This is a genomic window from Marivita sp. S2033 (assembly GCF_046592965.1).
GTDB lineage: Bacteria > Pseudomonadota > Alphaproteobacteria > Rhodobacterales > Rhodobacteraceae > Marivita.
On the sequence record NZ_JBISBV010000005.1, the window covers coordinates 253,126 to 269,100 of the forward strand.

Annotated in this window: 15 protein-coding genes; 12 read left to right on the forward strand and 3 right to left on the reverse strand. The window is 65.3% G+C overall.

Annotated features, from left to right (window positions below):
• The first annotated feature begins 132 nt into the window (after positions 1 to 132).
• Entirely contained in the window at positions 133 to 3,435 is a 3,303-nt protein-coding gene (locus tag ACGKZZ_RS11370) for a DUF499 domain-containing protein (protein ID WP_411223675.1), read from the forward strand.
• Positions 3,436 to 3,606: 171 nt separating this feature from the next.
• Here the strand turns inward: ACGKZZ_RS11370 and ACGKZZ_RS11375 are convergent, their stop codons facing one another.
• Both ACGKZZ_RS11375 and ACGKZZ_RS11380 read right to left on the reverse strand, forming a co-directional pair.
• Entirely contained in the window at positions 3,607 to 4,296 is a 690-nt protein-coding gene (locus ACGKZZ_RS11375) for an RES family NAD+ phosphorylase (protein WP_411223676.1), read from the reverse strand.
• Entirely contained in the window at positions 4,293 to 4,706 is a 414-nt protein-coding gene (locus ACGKZZ_RS11380; protein WP_411223677.1) for an MbcA/ParS/Xre antitoxin family protein, read from the reverse strand. Before ACGKZZ_RS11380 ends, ACGKZZ_RS11375 begins: the two co-directional genes overlap by 4 nt.
• A 214-nt stretch (positions 4,707 to 4,920) precedes the next feature.
• Between ACGKZZ_RS11380 and trbB the strand changes: the two genes are divergently transcribed.
• The 11 genes from trbB to ACGKZZ_RS11435 all read left to right on the forward strand — a co-directional run bounded on the left by trbB (position 4,921) and on the right by ACGKZZ_RS11435 (position 14,571).
• Complete coding sequence (trbB, locus tag ACGKZZ_RS11385; protein WP_411223678.1) at positions 4,921 to 5,919, forward strand: P-type conjugative transfer ATPase TrbB; 999 nt, start codon at positions 4,921 to 4,923, stop codon at positions 5,917 to 5,919.
• Positions 5,916 to 6,248: a TrbC/VirB2 family protein gene (locus ACGKZZ_RS11390; protein ID WP_411223679.1), complete on the forward strand. Its 333-nt coding sequence runs from the start codon at positions 5,916 to 5,918 to the stop codon at positions 6,246 to 6,248. Before trbB ends, ACGKZZ_RS11390 begins: the two co-directional genes overlap by 4 nt.
• A 66-nt stretch (positions 6,249 to 6,314) precedes the next feature.
• On the forward strand, positions 6,315 to 6,608 hold the full coding sequence (locus ACGKZZ_RS11395; RefSeq protein WP_411223680.1) for a VirB3 family type IV secretion system protein: 294 nt from the start codon (positions 6,315 to 6,317) through the stop codon (positions 6,606 to 6,608).
• Positions 6,609 to 6,617: 9 nt separating this feature from the next.
• Entirely contained in the window at positions 6,618 to 9,113 is a 2,496-nt protein-coding gene (gene trbE, locus ACGKZZ_RS11400; protein ID WP_411223681.1) for a conjugal transfer protein TrbE, read from the forward strand.
• Positions 9,110 to 9,898: a P-type conjugative transfer protein TrbJ gene (gene trbJ / locus ACGKZZ_RS11405; protein ID WP_411223682.1), complete on the forward strand. Its 789-nt coding sequence runs from the start codon at positions 9,110 to 9,112 to the stop codon at positions 9,896 to 9,898. Before trbE ends, trbJ begins: the two co-directional genes overlap by 4 nt.
• A gap of 13 nt (positions 9,899 to 9,911) precedes the next feature.
• On the forward strand, positions 9,912 to 10,178 hold the full coding sequence (gene trbK-alt / locus ACGKZZ_RS11410) for a putative entry exclusion protein TrbK-alt (protein ID WP_411223683.1): 267 nt from the start codon (positions 9,912 to 9,914) through the stop codon (positions 10,176 to 10,178).
• A 3-nt stretch (positions 10,179 to 10,181) separates the two neighbouring features.
• Positions 10,182 to 11,531, forward strand: coding sequence for a P-type conjugative transfer protein TrbL (gene trbL, locus ACGKZZ_RS11415; protein WP_411223684.1), 1,350 nt, complete (start codon positions 10,182 to 10,184; stop codon positions 11,529 to 11,531).
• The gene (trbF, locus tag ACGKZZ_RS11420) at positions 11,528 to 12,217 is read left to right on the forward strand and encodes a conjugal transfer protein TrbF (RefSeq protein WP_411223685.1); all 690 of its coding nucleotides are present in this window, start codon (positions 11,528 to 11,530) and stop codon (positions 12,215 to 12,217) included. Before trbL ends, trbF begins: the two co-directional genes overlap by 4 nt.
• Positions 12,214 to 13,188, forward strand: a complete 975-nt coding sequence (trbG, locus tag ACGKZZ_RS11425) for a P-type conjugative transfer protein TrbG (protein ID WP_411223686.1) — start codon at positions 12,214 to 12,216, stop codon at positions 13,186 to 13,188. Before trbF ends, trbG begins: the two co-directional genes overlap by 4 nt.
• Positions 13,185 to 14,321 carry a TrbI/VirB10 family protein gene (locus ACGKZZ_RS11430; RefSeq protein WP_411223687.1) on the forward strand — a complete coding sequence of 379 codons (1,137 nt, stop codon included), beginning with the start codon at positions 13,185 to 13,187 and terminating at the stop codon, positions 14,319 to 14,321. The genes trbG and ACGKZZ_RS11430 overlap by 4 nt, the downstream gene beginning before the upstream one ends.
• Before the next feature lies 1 nt (position 14,322).
• Positions 14,323 to 14,571 (forward strand): DUF2274 domain-containing protein, encoded by a 249-nt coding sequence (locus tag ACGKZZ_RS11435; protein WP_411223688.1) that lies wholly within the window; start codon positions 14,323 to 14,325, stop codon positions 14,569 to 14,571.
• A gap of 413 nt (positions 14,572 to 14,984) precedes the next feature.
• Here the strand turns inward: ACGKZZ_RS11435 and ACGKZZ_RS11440 are convergent.
• Positions 14,985 to 15,975: formylglycine-generating enzyme family protein (locus ACGKZZ_RS11440; protein ID WP_411223689.1), on the reverse strand; the 991-nt coding region annotated here is incomplete at its 5' end.

Here is a 15,975-nt window from a genome sequence, read left to right on the forward strand (position 1 = left end):
GGGCGAGGCGAAGGAAGCGACCGCCTACAACGCGCTGATCGCGGACTGGACCGACCTTACCCGCGAGGCGGCTACTGCGCCGCTGTCGAACAAGAGCGGGCAGATGAGATTTGAGGTTTAAGGGGTAGCATCATGGCAAAAAGCACGCGCCAATATGTGTTCGAGGGCATGGAACTGCTGCCCGAAGCGTTGATCCCCTTTGTCGAACGGCGGCTCGAGGCCTCGTTGCAGGGACATTGGCAAGTCCAGGTGGTGGAGAAGCTGCCCGGGCTGCGCCCGGATTCGAACGGCAAGATCGTGTGGGACCAGTCTGCGCTCCTGAACGCGATGGATCGCTTCTGGATGGATGCGTTCAAGGCGGTTCTGGGGCGCGCCGAGCGATCGATCGTCAACGAGCTGGTCGATGTGCGCAACAAGCTCTCGCACAACGGCACCTTCACCTATGACGATGCCGAACGCGCGCTCGACAGCATGCGGCGGCTGATGGAGGCAATCAGCGCCGCCGACGTCGCCGACCAGCTTGGCAAGATGCGCGACACGATCCTGCGCACCAAGTTCACCGAATTGCAGCGCAACGAGGAGCGGAAGAAGAGCCAGCGCTCCGACATTTCGGTCGAGACGGTGGCGGGGCTGCTGCCCTGGCGCGAGGTGGTGGAGCCGCATCGCGACGTGGCGACCGGCGAGTTCCAGCAGGCCGAGTTCGCAGCCGACCTTGCCAAGGTGCACAACGGCAGCGCGCCCTCGGAGTATCGGAACCCGACCGAATTCTTCTCGCGCACCTATCTGACTTCGGGCCTATCGACCCTGCTGATCGGTGCGGCCAAGCGGCTGTCGGGGACGGGCGGCGATCCGGTGGTGGAGTTGCAGACCAACTTCGGCGGCGGCAAGACACACTCGATGCTGGCGCTTTACCACATGGCGGGTGGCACACCGGTCGAGGATTTGCCGGGGCTTGACCAGCTTTTGTCGCGTGAAGGGCTGACGGTACCGGGCAAGGTGAACCGGGCGGTGCTGGTGGGCACGTCCTACGGCCCTTCGGATGCGGCCAAGAGGGAGAAGGATTACGGTCGGTCGATCCGCACGACCTGGGGGGAACTGGCGTTCCAGCTTGGGGGTGAGGCGGGCTATGCGCTGGTCGCCGAGAATGACGCCAACGGGATCGCGCCGGGGTCGAACCTGCTGGAAGAGCTGTTCCGGCAATGCGCGCCGTCGCTGATCCTGATCGACGAATGGGTCGCCTACCTGCGCCAGATCTACAAGGTGGAGGGGCTGCCTTCGGGCTCGTTCGACTCGAACCTGTCTTTCGTGCAGTCGCTGACCGAGGCCGTGAAGGCCAGCCCGGGCACGCTGCTGGTGGCATCGCTGCCCGCGTCGCAGATCGAAGTCGGCGGGGAAGGGGGGCAGGAAGCGCTCTCGCGCCTGAAGCAAACCTTCAGCCGGGTCGAAACCGGCTGGCGCCCGGCCGACCAGGAGGAAAGCTACGAGATCGTCCGTCGGCGGCTGTTCAAGGAAATCCCGGGTGACAAGTTCCACCACCGCGACAACACGCTGAAGCAATTCGCTAAAATGTATCGCGACAGCCCGAACGAGTTCCCACAGAACTGCGAGGGCGAAGACTATCGCCGCAAGCTGGAAAAGGCGTATCCGATCCATCCGGAGCTGTTCGATCAGCTCTACACCAGCTGGGGCTCGCTGGAGAAATTCCAGCGCACCCGCGGTGTCTTGCGGCTCATGGCGCAGGTGATCCATGAGCTTTGGATGAACAATGATCCCTCGGTGATGATCATGCCCGGCAGCGTGTCCATCAGTTCGGCGCGCGTCGAGCCGGAGTTGCTGCACTACCTCGACGTCTCGTGGCAGTCGATCATCGCAGGCGATGTCGATGGGCCAAACTCCACGCCCTACCGGATCGACCAATCGGCCCCGAACCTTAACCGCTATTCGGCCACGCGCCGTGTGGCGCGGGCGATATTCATGGGGACTGCGCCGACCCATGGGCAAGACAACAAGGGCCTCGATGATCGTCAGATCAATCTGGGTGTCGTGCAGCCCGGTGAACGTCCTGCCATATTCGGCGACGCCCTACGCCGCCTCGCCAACAACGCCCGGTTCATGCACGGAGACCTTGGTCGCTATTGGTATTCGATGTCGGCGAGCCTCAATAGGCTTGCGGCAGATCGGGCCGGGCAGATCGAAGAGCCGCTGGTTCTGTTGGAAATCGACAAAGCGCTTGCGACCTACATCAATGGCTTGGGCGACCGCGGACATTTCGACACCGTCCAGGTCGCGCCCAGCAGTTCAGCCGATGTTCCCGATGAACCCGGTGGCGTTCGTGCCGTCGTCCTTGGTGTAGCCCATCCGCATACCGGGCGAGAGAATTCCGATGCGATGACTGAGGCAAAGGACATCCTTTTGCAGCGTGGTTTAACCCCAAGGGTTTATCGCAACATGCTCGTCTTCCTTGCGGCAGAGGCGCGTCAGCTCGACGGGCTGAAAGAAGCGATGCGCTCATCCCTCGCCTGGACAGGGATCGTCAAGGACACGGACCGGCTGAACCTAACCCAACGCGACAGCGCCCTTGCCAAGGCCAAAGTCGCTGAAGCGGCCGAGACGGTTAAGACGCGGCTCAAGGAAACCTGGTGCTACCTCCTTTATCCGATGCAGGACAGTGCGCAGGCCGATGTGGAGTGGATCGCGTCCAAGGTTCCGGCGCAGGACGGGCTTCTATCCCGCGCCAGCAAGAAACTGGCCAGCGACGAAGGCTTGCTGCCAGAGCTCGGACCTGCCCGCCTCGACCGCGAACTCCAGAAGTACATATGGAATGGGAAAAGCCACCTACCGCTCAGGGATCTCTGGGAATACCTCAACCGCTACATCTACCTGCCGCGTGTTAAGGATCGGAACGTCTTGATCAAGGCCGTGCGCGCAGCTGTGGGCGCTATGGTTCCTGGCCCATTTGCCTATGCGGAGCGATGGGACGAGAAGAGCAGCCGATACATCGGTCTGGTCCTTCAGAATGCCGCGAATGCCCCCGTGGTCATCGACGCCGACAGTGTGATCGTGAAGCCAGAAGTTGCAGAAAAACAGGCCGTAGAGACCACCATGGCGGCCGCTGCACCCTCCGATCTGGCACAAACCACGACCAAGGCTGCGGTAGATCAGACTGGCCTGAAGCCAACGGCGGAGGTCGTGCGGCCTGAACAAGATCCGACCCGGTTCATCGGGACCGTCATGATCTCGTCAGATCGGCCAGCACACGAAATGCGCCAGATTGTAGAGGCGATCATTGAACAGCTGACCGTGCTGCCCGGCAGCGAGGTGTCACTTAAGCTCGAGATCGATGCCGAGGTGCCAAATGGCCTTGACCGAAGCAAGGTGCGCACGTTGCTTGAGAACGCAAACACGCTGGGCTTCATCGATAAGGTGATCAAGTGATCCGAGTTTATTGCTCAGGTGTCTGCGACGTTTATGGGCCGCCCGATGGGTTGATCGCCTCGACCACGTAGTCAGCGAAATCCTTCACTTTGCGGGTCGCTACAGGAGCGCCTGTGACCATTGTGATCGCGGCAATCTGGTAGATGGCTTTGGCATCCGAGTTGCCTCTGTCTACTGCACCCGCAACACCTCCCCATCATCCAGCCGCTTGACGTAATCGACTGCGGTGCCGTTCCAGTGGTACGCAAAATGAGCCCCTTGGGTCGGGATCGGGATCACGTCGGGCCAGAAGACGGCGATGCACTGGCCCTCGGGAAAGCGCACGCTGGGCCAGGTAATGCCGTTCGAGCCGGCCGCACGGCGTTCGGCTCCGAAGAGTTGCGAGGGGTGGTAGTCTTCCGGATCCAGCAGATCGGCGCGGCCCGTGGCGTCGTCGAGATCGGCGTCGATCGATCCGATCAATTCGCGGAACTGCGAGGTCCAGCCCGGGGCCTCGTCCGTGCTGCGCATGAAGCGGGCGTGGTGGTGGACGGTCTCGGCAATCGCCACCTCGGTGCGGTCACCCGCATAGTAGAGGCCGAAGCTGCCGTCCGAGAACCGTCCCGGTCGGAGCGGCGAGCAATGCACGAAAGGCGCCATGACCCAACTGGCGCCGGGGCCGGTCACGCGGCGGGCGACGGGCACCTTGGACAGATCGCCGATGCTCTCGCGGATGCGCGGATTGAACTTGGCCTCGGCCGAGGCCAGCGCCTCCCAATCGGCCGGATCGGCGATGTCCTCGAAGAGGTCGATGGGCGGATGGATGGTGCGGATGATGCGGACCGTGCGCGGCCAGTTTACGCGGCGGACAGGCACATTCACCAGGCACCCCGTTCGGCATCGAGATAGGCGCGCAGATCGATCAGGTCGGTGATCTCGCCCCGGAGCATGACGTCCAGCGCGCTTCGGCCTGCGAAGGCGGCGTTCGGCTTGCGGATCCAGGCATAGCCGCGGGCTGGGTCGGTGAAGACATAGCGCAGCGCCTTGTGGATCCCCATCAGGATCGCCATGCGCGCGCGCAGGTCTCGGTCGATCCGGCCGATATCGCCGGTCTTCCAGCGCGCCCAGGTGCGCTGCGCCATGTCGCCGAGCAGGGTGCGGGCTTCCGCATCGGTCAGCTCCCAGGCGCGGAACAGGTTGACGGTGGTGCGCGCCAGCGCCGCCGCCTCCTCGTCGGTGATCACGGGAAGGTCGGTGCGTGCGAGGACGGGCTGGACCGTGGCGAACTGCATGGCTGTCTCCTTTGGCATCAATATAGACATTATGTGCCAAAAGGCAAGGTGGACCGTGCGGTGCTGGGTCGATCGCTTCCTGCCCTTTTCCCTGTCTTTGCGCGCCAGAGCCCTACGCCCCTTGAAGAGCTGTTGAGCGCAGCCCGTTTCCGGTTTTCTTGATGGACCCGATTCAGGGCCGCCCGTCGGTGGCCGCTCACGGAACGGGGACAGAATGGCAGAGGCAGCTCGGAAACCGGAAGCGATGGCACGCGGCGCGCGGATGCTGCGCACGGCGCTCGGACCCGCCATCGCCGGGTTTCTGGAAGATCCGATGATTGTCGAGGTCCTGCTCAATCCTGACGGGCGGCTCTGGATCGACCGGCTGTCCGAAGGGCTCTCCGATACTGGCGCGACCTTGTCTGCCGCCGATGGCGAGCGGATCGTGCGGCTCGTCGCCCATCACGTCGGGGCCGAGGTGCATGCCGCGCGGCCCCGCGTTTCGGCCGAACTCCCCGAGACTGGTGAGCGGTTCGAGGGGATCCTGCCGCCCGTGGTCACCGCGCCCTGTTTCGCGATCCGCAAACCCGCCGTCGCGGTCTTCACGCTCGCCGACTACGTCGCCTCCGGGATCATGACCGAGACCCAGGCGGCGCTGTTGCGCGACAGCGTTGCCGCGCGGGCCAATATCCTCGTGGCGGGCGGCACCTCGACCGGCAAGACGACGCTGACCAATGCGCTCTTGGCGGAAGTGGCCGGAACGTCGGACCGCGTTGTCATCATCGAGGACACGCGCGAGCTGCAATGCGCGGCACTCAACCTCGTCGCCCTGCGCACCAAGGATGGGGTCGCCTCGCTCTCCGATCTCGTTCGTTCTTCGCTCCGTCTGCGCCCCGACCGCATTCCCATCGGCGAGGTGCGCGGGGCCGAGGCGCTGGACCTGTTGAAAGCTTGGGGCACCGGCCATCCGGGCGGCATTGGCACCATACATGCGGGCTCGGCCCTGGGGGCCCTGCGGCGCATGGAACAACTCATCCAGGAGGCGGTGGTGACCGTGCCGCGCGCCCTCATCGCCGAGACCATCGATCTCATCGCCGTCCTCTCCGGGCGCGGGGCCAACCGGCATCTCGCCGAGCTCGCCCGCGTCGACGGGCTCGGGCCGGACGGTGACTACCGCATCACCCCGGCGGCGCTGCCGACCGGGATGCACACTGACACAGGAGACCCTTCATGACCCGATCCCTTTACCGGCTGCGCGCGCAGGCTGCGCATGCCGTCACCTACGCCACTGTGACCCTGATGCTGGCCGGACCGGCCCGGGCGGCAGGGTCCTCCATGCCCTGGGAAGCGCCGCTGCAATCCATCCTCGAGTCGATCGAGGGGCCGGTCGCCAAGATCATTGCGGTGATCATCATCATCGTCACCGGCCTGACGCTGGCCTTCGGCGACACCTCCGGGGGGTTCCGCCGCCTGATCCAGATCGTCTTCGGCATCTCCATCGCCTTCGCAGCGAGCTCCTTCTTCCTGAGCTTCTTCAGCTTCGGCGGCGGAGCGCTGATCTGATGGTGACGACCGGTTCACACAAAGTGAACGCGGCTTTCCAGTGGAAAGCCGCGAGGGAGGAACGCCTTGAGCGGTAGCGAATGGCCAGCCTTTGAACGATTGTCCGACGTGCCGGGCTTCACCGTCCCGGTCCACCGGGCCCTGACAGAGCCGATCCTGTTGGCGGGCGCGCCCCGGGCCTTCGCGATCCTGAACGGCACGCTGGCCGGGGCCATCGGGCTCGGGCTGCAGCTCTGGGTCGCGGGCATCGCCATCGGCCTTCTGGGCCACCTGGTCGCGGTCTGGGCAGCACGGCGCGATCCGCTTTTTGTCGAGGTCGGGCGTCGGCATCTGCGCCTTCCCGGCCATCTCGAGGTCTGAGGCAACAGGATGATGAACCTCGCGGAATATCGCCGGAAAGGAAAGCTGCTGGCGGATTACCTGCCCTGGGCGGCGCTGGTGGCCCCCGGCGTTGTGCTGAACAAGGATGGCAGCCTGCAGCGCTCTGCCCGGTTCCGCGGCCCCGATCTCGACAGCGCGGTCGCGGCCGAACTCGTGGCCGTGGCGGGGCGCATCAACAACGCCTTTCGCCGCCTCGGCTCTGGCTGGGCGATCTTCGTCGAGGCGCAGCGCGTGGCGGCGGCCGATTATCCCGATAGCCGCTTTCCCGATCCGGCCTCGGCGCTCCTCGATGCCGAGCGGTGTGCGGGGTTCGCAGAGCAGGGGGCGCATTTCCAGTCGGAGTACGTCCTGACCTTTCTCTACCTGCCGCCCCCCGAGGAGGCCGCGCGGGCCGAGACCTGGCTCTATGAGGGGCGCGACAAGTCCGGCATCGATGCGGGCGAGGTGCTCCGTGGCTTCATCGACCGCACCGACCGGGTGCTGGCGCTTTTCGACGGCATCATGCCCGAATGCCGTTGGATGGGTGACAGCGAAACGCTGACCTATCTGCATTCCACCATCTCGACGCAGCCCCACCGCGTCCGCGTGCCGGAAACCCCGGTTTACCTCGATGCGCTCCTCGCCGATCAGCCCCTGACCGGCGGGCTCGAACCCCGTCTGGGGAACGCCCATCTCCGCGTCCTGACCCTCTCGGGTTTCCCGACGGCCACCACGCCCGGGATCCTCGACGAGCTCAACCGGCTGGCCTTTCCCTATCGCTGGGCGACCCGCGCGATCCTGATGGACAAGATGGAGGCCGCGCGGATGGTCGCCCGCATCCGACGCCAGTGGTTCGCCAAGCGCAAATCCATCGCCGCGATCCTGAAGGAGGTGATGACGAACGAGCAATCGGCGCTGGTCGATACCGACGCTGCCAACAAGGCCGCCGATGCCGACATGGCCTTGCAGGAGCTCGGCGCCGATGTGGCGGGCGAGGCCTATGTCACGGCGACGCTCATCGTCTGGGACGAGGACCCGCGCCGCGCCGATGAAAAACTCCGCCTGGTTGAAAAGGTCGTGCAGGGCCGGAACTTCACCGCCATGGTCGAAACGGTCAACGCCGTCGATGCCTGGCTCGGCTCGCTGCCGGGACAGGCTTATGCCAATGTCCGCCAGCCGCCGATCTCCACCCTGAACCTCGCCCATATGATCCCGCTCTCCGCCGTCTGGGCAGGGGAGGAACGGGATGCGCATTTCGACGGCCCGCCCTTGCTCTATGGAAAGACCGAAGGCGCGACGCCCTTCCGGCTCTCGCTCCATGTGGGCGACGTCGGCCATACGCTGGTGGTCGGGCCGACCGGGGCCGGCAAATCCGTGCTGCTCGCCCTCATGGTGCTTCAGTTCCGCCGCTACCCGGACGCGCAGGTCTTCGCCTTCGATTTCGGGGGCTCGATCCGTGCCGCCACGCTTTCCATGGGCGGCGACTGGCATGATCTGGGCGGTGAATTGACCGAAGGCGCGGAGGCGACGGTCTTCCTCCAGCCGCTCGCGCGTATCGTCGATCCCGTCGAGCGGAGCTGGGCCGCGGGCTGGATCGGCGCGATCCTCGCCCGCGAAGGCATCGCGATCACTCCGGAGGTGAAGGAGCATCTTTGGTCCGCGCTGAGCTCGCTGGCCTCGGCCCCGGTCGGCGAACGCACGATCACCGGTCTCGCGGTCCTACTGCAATCCTCCGACCTGAAGCAGGCCCTGCGCCCCTATTGCCTCGGCGGGGCGCATGGGCGGCTGCTCGATGCCGAGATTGAAGAGCTTGGTGCCGCCTCGGTGCAGGCCTTCGAAATCGAGGGGCTGGTCGGCACCGCCGCGGCCCCCGCGGTCCTCGCCTATCTCTTCCACCGAATCGGCGATCGGCTCGACGGGCGGCCGACGCTGCTGATCATCGACGAGGGGTGGCTCGCGCTCGATGACGAGGGCTTCGCGGGCCAGCTCCGCGAATGGTTGAAGACGCTGCGCAAGAAGAACGCCTCGGTGATCTTCGCGACCCAGTCGCTTTCGGATATCGACGCCTCTGCCATCGCACCCGCGATCATCGAAAGCTGCCCGACCCGGCTGCTTCTCCCCAATGAACGGGCCATCGAGCCCCAGATCACCGCGATCTACCGCCGTTTCGGCCTCAATGACCGGCAGATCGAAATCCTCGCCCGTGCCACGCCCAAGCGCGACTACTACTGCCAGTCGCGGCGCGGCAACCGTCTCTTCGAGCTCGGCCTCTCCGAGGTGGGCCTCGCGCTATGTGCGGCCTCGTCCAAATCCGACCAAGCGCTGATCTCGGAGATCCTCGCCGAACACGGTCGCGACGGCTTCCTCGCGGCCTGGCTTGAAGCCCGTGGGGTCGGCTGGGCCGCCGAGCTGATCCCTGGCCTCACCAATCTCGCGCCGGAGCCCGAGCCAGCCGATGCCCCGATCCCCCAAGCCCCTGAATCCGAAAAGGAGATCACCCCATGACTAGCACTCCCCGTCGCCTGTCCCGTCTCGCCAGCGCCTCCGCGCTCGCCCTGACGCTCGCAGCCCCCATCGGCCTTTCGCCGATCTTCGCGACGCCCGCCCAGGCCTTCCTCTTCGGCGGGGGCGGGCGCATCGTCTACGACCCGCGCAATCACGCCGAGAACATCCTCTCCGCCGCCCGGGCGCTCGAGCAGATCAACAACCAGATCACCCAGCTGCAGAACGAGGCGCAGATGCTGATGAACCAGGCCCGCAATCTCGCGAGCCTGCCCTATTCCTCGCTGCAGGCGCTGCAGCAGAATGTCGACCGCACCCGGCAACTCTTAAGCCAAGCGCAGAACATCGCCTTTGACGTCGCCCAGATCGACCAGGTCTTCCAGCAGGACTATGCCAACATCCCCATGGCGGCACCCGAGGCGCAGCTTCTGGCCGATGCGCGCTCCCGCTGGGAAAACACCGTTGGCGGGCTGCAGGACGCCCTGCGCGTGCAGGCGGGCGTCGTCGGCAATCTCGACGGCCAGCGCGCCGAGCTCTCCGCTCTTGTCGGTGAAAGCCAGTCCGCCGTCGGTGCCCTGCAGGCGACCCAGGCGGGCAACCAGCTTCTGGCGCTGCAATCCCAGCAGATCGCCGACCTGATCGCTGTCGTGGCCGCCAATGGCCGCGCCACGGCGTTGGTCGAGGCCGAACGGTCCGCCGCCGCCGAACAGGGCCGGGTCCAGCGGGAGCGCTTCCTCACCCCGGGCGCGGGCTACCAGCCCGGCAATGCCCGGATGTTCAACAACTGAAGCGAGGTGATCCATGGAGGGATCGGTCCTCGCCCGCATCGCGGCCATCGTCTTCGTCGCCATCGCGATCACCGCGGCGGTGGTGGAGATGGGCCGGGACGAGGAAGGGCAGGCGACGCGTCCAGCGGCTCCCCTCATGCCGGAGGTCGATCCGCTCCGGGCCGAACAACGGCGCTGCCAGGAGCTGGGCGAGGCTGCGGCTTCCGATCCCGACTGCCTCGCCGTCTGGGCCGAAACCCGCGACCGCTTCCTCGGTCGCGACCGGGCCGGGGGCGAATGAGCCATGGGTGGCACCGGCGTCATCGACACCTTCCTCGGGGTCTTCACCTCCTATATCGACAGCGGTTTCGGGCTGCTCGGTGGCGAGGTCGCCTTCATCGCCAGCACGCTCATCGTGATCGACGTGACGCTGGCCGCGCTCTTCTGGGCCTGGGGCGCCGATGACGACATCATCGCCCGCCTCGTGAAAAAGACCCTCTTCGTCGGCGCCTTCGCCTTCCTGATCTCGAACTGGAACAGCCTCGCCGCCATTGTCTTCGACAGTTTCGCGGGGCTGGGATTGCTCGCCTCCGGCACCGGGTTTTCGCCCGCCGATCTCCTGCGCCCGGGCCGCGTGGCGCAGACCGGCCTTGATGCCGGGCGGCCCCTTCTGGACTCCACCGCCGATCTCATGGGCTTCGTCGCCTTTTTCGAGAACTTCATCCAGATCGCCTGCCTGCTCTTCGCCTGGGCGCTGGTGCTCTTGGCCTTCTTCCTGCTCGCCGTGCAGCTCTTCGTGACGCTGATCGAGTTCAAGCTGACGACGCTCGCGGGCTTCGTGCTGATCCCCTTCGGCCTTTTTGGCAAGACCGCCTTCATGGCCGAGCGGGTGCTGGGCAATGTCGTCTCCTCCGGCATCAAGGTGCTCGTGCTGGCGGTGATCATCGGCATCGGCTCGACGCTCTTCGGCCAGTTCACTGCTGGGTTCGGCGGCGTGACACCCACGATCGACGAGGCCATGGCCATCGTCCTGGCCGCGCTCTCGCTCCTCGGTCTCGGCATCTTTGGGCCCGGCATCGCCACCGGCCTTGTCTCGGGCGGCCCGCAATTGGGCGCGGGGGCCGCCGTCGGCACCGGGCTTGCTGTCGGTGGGGCGGCCGTCGCGGCGGGCGGCGGGGTCCTGCTCGGCGCCCGCGGCACAGGGGCGCTGGCCTCGGGCGGGGCCGCCGCCACGCGCGGAGCCGCTGCCGCCACGGGGGCTGCCTCCGCCGCCTTCAGCCTCGGATCGATGGGCCAGACCGGGGCCACCGGTGTTGCGTCCGGACTCGGTGGCGTGGCGCGGGCAGGGGGCGCGGCGGCTATTTCGCCCCTGCGCCGGGCCGCCGCCGCGGCCTCCGACGGCGTCAAGGCAAGCCATGCCGAAGGCGCCCGCGCTGGCTTTGCTGGCACTGGGGGCACCTCATCCATGGGCAGCGTGGCTGGCGTGTCGGCCGCCATGGCCGCCCCCGCTGGCAGTCCGCCGGCCTGGGCGCGCTCCATGCGCCGCAGCCAGGCCATGAGCCATGGCGTCTCCGCCGCCACCCACGCGCTGCGCGCCGGGGACAGCCCCGGCTCCGGCGCCTCCGTTTCCCTGTCTGAAAGTGACCGCCCATGAGCCTCTTCAAACGTTCCGCCCCCCATTACGGCAAAACCCCGGAACCCGAGACCCCCTATCAGAAGGCCGCCCAGGTCTGGGACGAGCGTATCGGCTCCGCCCGGGTGCAGGCGAAGAACTGGCGCCTCATGGCCTTTGGGTGCCTGGTGCTCGCGGGCGGTTTCGCCACGGCGCTGGTCTGGCAATCGGCCCGCGGCACCGTGGTGCCTTACGTCGTCGAGATCGACCGGCATGGCGAGGCGCGCGCTGTCGAGGCGGCCAGCGCCGGGTATCGCCCGAGCGATCCGCAGATCGCCTGGCATCTCGCCCGCTTCATCGAGGAGGTGCGGGGCTTGCCGGCCGATCCCATCGTGGTCCGGCAGAACTGGCTCCGCGCCTATGAGTTCACCACCGACCGCGGTGCATTGGCGCTGAACGACCATGCCCGCGCCAACGATCCCTTCACGCGGGTGGGCGAGGACCAGGTCTCTATCGAGGTCTCGAGCGTCATCCGTGCCTCGCCGGACAGTTTCCGGGTGGCCTGGTCCGAGCGGCATTACGAGAACGGCCAGCTCGCCCGCACCGAACGCTGGACCGCGATCCTGACCATCGTGATCGACCCGCCGCGCACGGCGGAGCGCCTGCGCGCCAATCCCCTCGGAATCTACGTGAACGCGATCAACTGGTCGCGGGAGATGAGCCAATGACCCGACCGATCCTGCCCACCGTCCTTGTGGCCTCCACGCTTCTGGCAGGCTGCGCCAGCGACCGCCCGCCTGACTTCGCCTATGACGATGCGGTCCCACCCTTGCCGTCACCGCCCGCCACGGCACCCGACGACGGCCCGCGTCCGCTCCATGTCCCGCCCGCCTGGACCCCGAGCCGGGGCGGGGAGGCGGCCCCGACGCCGGTTGCCCAGGTCGGCAATGCCAATCAGGCCGCCCGTGTGGAGCCGCGGCAGGCAGGGTATTTCAACGCGATCCAGATCTACCCCTGGTCCGAGGGCGCGCTCTATCAGGTCTACGCCGCCCCCGGCCAGATCACGACCATCGCGCTCGAACCCGGCGAACGTCTGGCCGGCACCGGACCGATCGCGGCCGGCGACACCGCGCGCTGGATCATCGGCGACACCGAAAGCGGCGCGGGTCGCGACACCCGCGTCCTCGTCCTCGTGAAACCCACGCGGCCCGACATCCGCACGAACCTCGTGATCTCGACCGATCGGCGCACCTATCTGATCGAACTCAATGCCAGCGAAGAGATCTGGATGCCGGCCATTTCCTGGGCCTATCCGCGCGCGCCCGAGACACCGCGCGTCACGCCGGCCACGCCGCGCATCCCTCCAGCGCATGCGCGCAACCACCGCTACGGGTTACAGGGTGATAGCCCGCCCTGGCGGCCGGTCTCGGTCTTTGACGACGGGCGCCGTACTTACGTCGTCTTCCCGCGCGGCATCGCCCAGGGCGAGATGCCGCCGCTCTTTGTCCTCGGCACCGATGGCGAGCTGGAAATCGTCAACTCTCGTATCCACGGCAACGTGCTGATCGTGGACCGGCTCTTTGGCGCGGCCGAGCTGCGCTTGGGACGCGGTCCCCGGCAGGAGGTGGTCCGCATTGTAAGGATCGAACCCCAGACCGAGGCGACCGTGGTCCAGCACGATGCGGAGCGGGGGACATGAGCGAGGCGCCGACCGATACCGCCGCCGCCATGCGCCTGCACGCCGATCCACCGCGCGTCACGCGGATTTCGCGCAAGTTGATCATTGGCTTTGGCGTCGTCGCGGGCCTCGGCATCGGTGCCGCGCTGATCTATGGGCTGCAACGTCCGGACAGGGCAGCCGCCCCGGAAGAGCTGATCACCACGGACCGCCGCCAGCCCGCCGATGGATTGCGCGATCTGCCCGGCAGCTATGACGCGATCCCCCGTCTCGGTCCGCCCCTGCCGGGCGATCTCGGCGGCGGTATCCTCGACGCCCAGCAACGCGGCCAGCCCATCGCCGCGCCGAGCCTCGCGCGCCCCACCATGGATCCGGCCGAACAGCAGCGGCTTGCGGAACTGGAGGCCGCCCGAGTCAGCGACCTCTTCTTCCAGGCGCGCCCCGGGGCACCCGCGTCCACCGGGTTCCAGATGCCGCCTGCGGCACTGGGGAGCGGGTTGGCCGCCATCCCAGAAACCGATCCACGCCAGGCCTTCCTGACCGCGCCGATCGACCGGCGAACGGTGGCCCCCGACCGCGTCCAGCCCCCAGCCTCGCCGTATCTCCTGCAGGCCGGATCGGTCATCCCGGCCGCACTGATCACCGGCATCCGCTCCGACCTGCCGGGCCAGATTGCCGCGCAGGTCACCCAGAACGTCTATGACAGCCCGACCGGCAGCCTGCTCCTGATCCCGCAAGGCACCCGCCTGATCGGGGCCTATGACGACAGCGTGACCGTCGGCCAACGTCGCGTGCTCCTGGTCTGGACCCGGCTGATCTTCCCCGATGGACGGTCCTTCGTGCTCGAACGCCAGCCTGGGGCAGATACGGCGGGCTATGCGGGTCTGGAGGACCGCATCGACAATCACTGGGCCAGCATCCTGCGCGCGGCGGGGCTTTCCACCTTGCTGGCCATAGGGGCGGAGCTTTCCCTGAACGAGGAAGACCGCCTCGCCCGCGCGCTCCGCGACGGGGCCCTGGACACGATCAACGAGGCTGGCCAGAGCATCGTCCAACGCCAACTCGAGGTCCCGCCGACCCTGACCATCCGCCCGGGTTTCCCCGTCCGCGTGATCGTCACGCGCGATCTGGTATTCGCACCATCCAGAGGCTGACATGACCAAGCTGAAACTCGGGCCGATCCCGGACTCCAAGCCGGTGAAACTGAACGTGGAACTGCCCGCAGAGCTGCATCGAGATCTCATCGCCTATGGCGAAATTCTCGGCCGGGAAGCGGGGGAGGGGCCGATTGAACCGGTCAAGCTGGTTGTCCCCATGCTCGAGCGGTTCATTGCGACGGATCGCGGGTTTGCCAAGGCGCGGCGGACGCTCCCGAAATCCGGGCTGACGAAGCAGGGGCCATGATCCAAGGCTCCAGTTCCCATGAAAACAGAGGTGGCTTACCCGGACGGCGCAGACATCGGTCTGGTGATGGATGGTAGAGATTACGAGATTATTTCAATAGGTTGAGCGGCTTCGTGTGCGGTACACGTTCACTTTTCGAACGCACTATTTCGTGCGGCGTCGCGCTAGTTGCGGCCCAATCAGTGCAATAGGATGCGCGAAGCCACCGACAATCCCTGCGAGTACGGCCGGTTTGACCCCAAAGCTTTCGGTTGAGTGGCAGCGGTGTGTGGCCTGGTGGAGACATGAGGGAGTATAGGCGTATGGGCCGCTTGTTTTGGGTAAGGGACTTTTGCAGGATGTTTACCTGCTCGGTGCGGGCGGGATAGCTCAAGCTTTTCCGTATTTTTAGTTCAGCCGAAATGACACCGATTTCACTCCAAATCGCGTGCGATTCGAAATCCGATCGAGAGGTGTTCTTCGGACTTGTACCTTCCGCGTCGAAACGACGCCCGAAGGTATTTGGGACTATAGTCACCCCATGAGCCGCCTCTCACCGTAATGGTGTTGCAATCGTCATCACGCCTAGGAGATCCATCCAGCGGTATGCCAATCAATCCATCTACGTAGCAGTCTTCAGTCCATTCAGACACATTTCCAACCGTATCAAACAGTTTGAAACCATTTGGTTTGAAATACGCAACTGGAGACGTGGAAGGAAACCCATCTCGGCACTCAAGATGCTCAGATAGAGTTCTGTCAGGAAAATTTCGTAGTAAAGTTTCGTCCGGTCCGTTTGCAAATTCGCAGGCCCGAGACAAATCATCACCCCATGCGTAGGTGCCGCCGGTCCCGGCTCTTATCGCATACTCAAGTTCGGCTTCTGACGGCAGTCGGAAAGGGGCGCCATCGACCTTCGAGTTAAGCCAGTCTAAATAGGACTTTGCATCGAAATAACTAATGCAATTTACCGGAAATGTCTTTGGATCAAAACCATTTGTCGCTCCATACAGCCTATCTATTTCGTCGCGATTCCTGTTCGACCAATTCCCTCTCTCATCCGGGGCTTCACAATCCTCGGAATATTGGAAGCTGGTTTCTAAGGCAAATATATCAAACTCGCGAAATGTAACTTCGGTACGTCCGAGAGCAAATTTCGAAACCGAAATCTGTTGGACCGGCCTCTCCCAGCTTTCAGGTTCGGGGTCCGAATTGGGAGCTCCCATATTGAAATCTCCAGCGGGCAGAACGATCATTTCTGGACAGAAAAGGTCACAGTCCCGGAATACCTGAAAGTCTGGCCACGGATCTGCTATGGGTCTTATTCCCAGCGCACAATTTTCGAATCTTGTCTTGAGTGCATCGGATACCTCATCATACAGGGAGTAATCATCGTGTTCCACGCTTCGCAGGCGTTTGAGAAAT

Coding starts and splice junctions, on each gene's coding strand:
- ACGKZZ_RS11435 (WP_411223688.1), top strand. CDS start 14,323: ATGACCAAGCTGAAACTCGGGCCGATCCCGGACTCCAAGCCGGTGAAA.
- trbJ (WP_411223682.1), top strand. CDS start 9,110: ATGACTAGCACTCCCCGTCGCCTGTCCCGTCTCGCCAGCGCCTCCGCG.
- trbK-alt (WP_411223683.1), top strand. CDS start 9,912: ATGGAGGGATCGGTCCTCGCCCGCATCGCGGCCATCGTCTTCGTCGCC.
- trbG (WP_411223686.1), top strand. CDS start 12,214: ATGACCCGACCGATCCTGCCCACCGTCCTTGTGGCCTCCACGCTTCTG.
- trbB (WP_411223678.1), top strand. CDS start 4,921: ATGGCAGAGGCAGCTCGGAAACCGGAAGCGATGGCACGCGGCGCGCGG.
- ACGKZZ_RS11430 (WP_411223687.1), top strand. CDS start 13,185: ATGAGCGAGGCGCCGACCGATACCGCCGCCGCCATGCGCCTGCACGCC.
- trbL (WP_411223684.1), top strand. CDS start 10,182: ATGGGTGGCACCGGCGTCATCGACACCTTCCTCGGGGTCTTCACCTCC.
- trbF (WP_411223685.1), top strand. CDS start 11,528: ATGAGCCTCTTCAAACGTTCCGCCCCCCATTACGGCAAAACCCCGGAA.
- trbE (WP_411223681.1), top strand. CDS start 6,618: ATGATGAACCTCGCGGAATATCGCCGGAAAGGAAAGCTGCTGGCGGAT.
- ACGKZZ_RS11390 (WP_411223679.1), top strand. CDS start 5,916: ATGACCCGATCCCTTTACCGGCTGCGCGCGCAGGCTGCGCATGCCGTC.
- ACGKZZ_RS11370 (WP_411223675.1), top strand. CDS start 133: ATGGCAAAAAGCACGCGCCAATATGTGTTCGAGGGCATGGAACTGCTG.
- ACGKZZ_RS11380 (WP_411223677.1), bottom strand. CDS start 4,706: ATGCAGTTCGCCACGGTCCAGCCCGTCCTCGCACGCACCGACCTTCCC.